Source organism: Flavimobilis rhizosphaerae (assembly GCF_014852685.1).
Taxonomy (GTDB): domain Bacteria; phylum Actinomycetota; class Actinomycetes; order Actinomycetales; family Cellulomonadaceae; genus Flavimobilis; species Flavimobilis rhizosphaerae.
In genome coordinates this window covers 1-3523 of the sequence record NZ_JACZDF010000014.1, presented here as the reverse complement: position 1 = coordinate 3523, position 3523 = coordinate 1, and the positions used below count along the sequence as shown (strand labels likewise).

Genomic DNA, 3523 nt, shown 5'->3' with positions numbered 1-3523 from the left:
TCGCAGCAGCCGCCTGATCGGCGCAGAGCGACAGCCTACCTCTGACTGCCGCCAATCTTTGCAACAGAGCCACCCAGTGGACATAAGCGGCTCTTCGCCGTTGCGGTGGGGAGTGACGGGTCCGACGGGTTGAGCATCAGGTAGGGGTCGAGGTCCTCGAGAATCAGGAGCGACCAAGCAACCTGATCGATCTCGAGGACCTCGACGTGTCTCACGCTACGGGGTGCGCCGACGCGCGCCCAACTACTGACCCCTGCGTTCGCTGTGACATTCTGCTCGGCCTGGACGGCGTCCGGGTCGAGGCTGTGACGCGGAGCTCGACCGCGATGCGAGTGATGGTCTCCACACCCTGGCAGCTGATGGGGTGCCCGGACTGCGGGGGCGTCGCGGTCAGCCGAGGACGGAGGATGCGGGTGCTGCGCGACGTGCCGCACGGCGACGTGGGGGTGCAGGTCGCCTGGCGGCAGCGACGCTGGCGCTGCACGGAAGCGGCTTGCCCGCGCGGCACGTTCGTCGAGCAGCTCCCGGTCCTGGTCGCCGCCCGCGGGGTGCTCACCCGCCGGGCGGTGACGTGGGCCCTCGGGCAGCTGCGCCGTGAGCACGCCACGATCGCGGGGCTCGCCCGCCGCCTCGGGGTCGGGTGGGCGACCCTGTGGCGCGCGGTCAAGCCCGAGCTGGAACGTCTGGCTGCGGACCCGGTCCGGTTCGCGGGCGTCACCTCGTTGGGCGTCGACGAGCACATCTGGCACCACGGCGACGTGCGTGAGCGCGGACCCAAGGAACTGACCGGGATGGTCGATCTGACGCGCGACAGCCACGGGCGCATCCACGCCCGGCTCCTTGATCTGGTCCCAGGCCGCTCGAAGAAGGCCTACGCCGACTGGCTCACCGACCGCGGCCCCGCGTTTCGCGCGGCCATCGAGGTCGCTGCGCTGGACCCGTTCGGCGGCTACAAGGCGGCGATCGACGCCGAGCTCGCCGACGCCAGGGCGGTCTTGGATGCGTTCCATGTCGTCAAGCTCGGCACCCAGGTCGTCGACGAGGTCCGCCGCCGCGTCCAGCAGGACACCACCGGGCACCGCGGCCGCAAGGGCGACCCGCTGTTCGGTATCCAGACGATCCTGCGCGCCGGGGCCGAGAACCTCACCGACCGCCAGGTCGCGCGCCTGGAACGTGCGATCGGTGCGGACGAGGCGCACGAAGAGGTCTACGTCGCGTGGCGCTGCGCTCAAGACCTCCGAGCCGCCTACCGCTCCAAGGACGCTACCGTCGGGCGCGGCCGCGCTGAGAAGATCCTTACTTCGTTCCACACCTGCCCGATCCCCGAGGTCGCCCGTCTCGGACGGACTCTGCGGCGTTGGCGTGAGGCGTTCCTGGCCTACTTCGACACCGACCGGGCGAACAACGGTGGCACCGAGGCCGTCAACGGCATCATCGAACTTCACAGGCGGCTGGCCCGCGGCTACCGCAACCGCGACAACTATCGGCTGCGGATGTTGCTCGCCGCCGGCGGCCTCCTCAGCTGACCCCCCACCGCATCGACGAAGAGCCACATAAGCCTGTTCGGTTCGTAAGCTATAATGCAAGTAGCGTATGCGCTCACGCAACTGGTCCAGAACCTTGACCGAACGCAGCGGTGGTAACGGCGCAGTGGCGGTTTTCATGGCTTGTTATGACTGTTTTTTTGTACAGTCTATGCCTCGGGCATCCAAGCAGCAAGCGCGTTACGCCGTGGGTCGATGTTTGATGTTATGGAGCAGCAACGATGTTACGCAGCAGGGTGACGGTGTTCGGCATTCTGAATCTCACCGAGGACTCCTTCTTCGATGAGAGCCGGCGGCTAGACCCCGCCGGCGCTGTCACCGCGGCGATCGAAATGCTGCGAGTCGGATCAGACGTCGTGGATGTCGGACCGGCCGCCAGCCATCCGGACGCGAGGCCTGTATCGCCGGCCGATGAGATCAGACGTATTGCGCCGCTCTTAGACGCCCTGTCCGATCAGATGCACCGTGTTTCAATCGACAGCTTCCAACCGGAAACCCAGCGCTATGCGCTCAAGCGCGGCGTGGGCTACCTGAACGATATCCAAGGATTTCCTGACCCTGCGCTCTATCCCGATATTGCTGAGGCGGACTGCAGGCTGGTGGTTATGCACTCAGCGCAGCGGGATGGCATCGCCACCCGCACCGGTCACCTTCGACCCGAAGACGCGCTCGACGAGATTGTGCGGTTCTTCGAGGCGCGGGTTTCCGCCTTGCGACGGAGCGGGGTCGCTGCCGACCGGCTCATCCTCGATCCGGGGATGGGATTTTTCTTGAGCCCCGCACCGGAAACATCGCTGCACGTGCTGTCGAACCTTCAAAAGCTGAAGTCGGCGTTGGGGCTTCCGCTATTGGTCTCGGTGTCGCGGAAATCCTTCTTGGGCGCCACCGTTGGCCTTCCTGTAAAGGATCTGGGTCCAGCGAGCCTTGCGGCGGAACTTCACGCGATCGGCAATGGCGCTGACTACGTCCGCACCCACGCGCCTGGAGATCTGCGAAGCGCAATCACCTTCTCGGAAACCCTCGCGAAATTTCGCAGTCGCGACGCCAGAGACCGAGGGTTAGATCATGCCTAGCATTCACCTTCCGGCCGCCCGCTAGCGGACCCTGGTCAGGTTCCGCGAAGGTGGGCGCAGACATGCTGGGCTCGTCAGGATCAAACTGCACTATGAGGCGGCGGTTCATACCGCGCCAGGGGAGCGAATGGACAGCGAGGAGCCTCCGAACGTTCGGGTCGCCTGCTCGGGTGATATCGACGAGGTTGTGCGGCTGATGCACGACGCTGCGGCGTGGATGTCCGCCAAGGGAACGCCCGCCTGGGACGTCGCGCGGATCGACCGGACATTCGCGGAGACCTTCGTCCTGAGATCCGAGCTCCTAGTCGCGAGTTGCAGCGACGGCATCGTCGGCTGTTGCACCTTGTCGGCCGAGGATCCCGAGTTCTGGCCCGACGCCCTCAAGGGGGAGGCCGCATATCTGCACAAGCTCGCGGTGCGACGGACACATGCGGGCCGGGGTGTCAGCTCCGCGCTGATCGAGGCTTGCCGCCATGCCGCGCGAACGCAGGGGTGCGCCAAGCTGCGGCTCGACTGCCACCCGAACCTGCGTGGCCTATACGAGCGGCTCGGATTCACCCACGTCGACACTTTCAATCCCGGCTGGGATCCAACCTTCATCGCAGAACGCCTAGAACTCGAAATCTAACGTCCGTTCGGGCATCGAGGTCCATGTCGGGGTGGGACGGGCCCGTGGCTTCAAGATCACTTGCAGTCCGACCGCGATGTCTTGGTTGCGCGAGAGGTTGTCGATATGGCTCTGTTGCAAAAATCGTGAAGCTTGAGCATGCTTGGCGGAGATTGGACGGACGGAACGATGACGGATTTCAAGTGGCGCCATTTCCAGGGTGATGTGAGGCTCTGTTGCAAAAATCGTGAAGCTTGAGCATGCTTGGCGGAGATTGGACGGACGGAACGATGACGGAT

4 protein-coding genes are annotated in these 3523 nt (G+C 65.1%); 3 read left to right on the top strand and 1 reads right to left on the bottom strand.

All coding sequences use genetic code 11. The features are described 5' to 3' along the window. The first annotated feature begins 206 nt into the window (after positions 1–206). The 3 genes from IGS67_RS13525 to IGS67_RS13510 all read left to right on the top strand — a co-directional run bounded on the left by IGS67_RS13525 (position 207) and on the right by IGS67_RS13510 (position 3245). The gene (locus IGS67_RS13525) at positions 207–1526 is read left to right on the top strand and encodes an ISL3 family transposase (RefSeq protein WP_102510787.1); all 1320 of its coding nucleotides are present in this window, start codon (positions 207–209) and stop codon (positions 1524–1526) included. Positions 1527–1765: 239 nt separating this feature from the next. Then, on the top strand, positions 1766–2617 hold the full coding sequence (sul1, locus tag IGS67_RS13515; protein WP_000946487.1) for a sulfonamide-resistant dihydropteroate synthase Sul1: 852 nt from the start codon (positions 1766–1768) through the stop codon (positions 2615–2617). 127 nt (positions 2618–2744) lie between these two features. Further along, entirely contained in the window at positions 2745–3245 is a 501-nt protein-coding gene (locus tag IGS67_RS13510; RefSeq protein WP_000376623.1) for a GNAT family N-acetyltransferase, read from the top strand. Here IGS67_RS13510 and IGS67_RS13690 read toward each other — a convergent pair. Beyond that, positions 3228–3523: hypothetical protein (locus IGS67_RS13690; RefSeq protein ID WP_210767367.1), on the bottom strand; the 296-nt coding region annotated here is incomplete at its 5' end. The two genes, IGS67_RS13510 and IGS67_RS13690, sit on opposite strands and share 18 nt — an antisense overlap.

What these genes read in the sequence shown, in the direction of transcription:
- sul1 (WP_000946487.1), top strand. Translation starts at nt 1,766, where the DNA reads ATGTTACGCAGCAGGGTGACGGTGTTCGGCATTCTGAATCTCACCGAG.
- IGS67_RS13510 (WP_000376623.1), top strand. Translation starts at nt 2,745, where the DNA reads ATGGACAGCGAGGAGCCTCCGAACGTTCGGGTCGCCTGCTCGGGTGAT.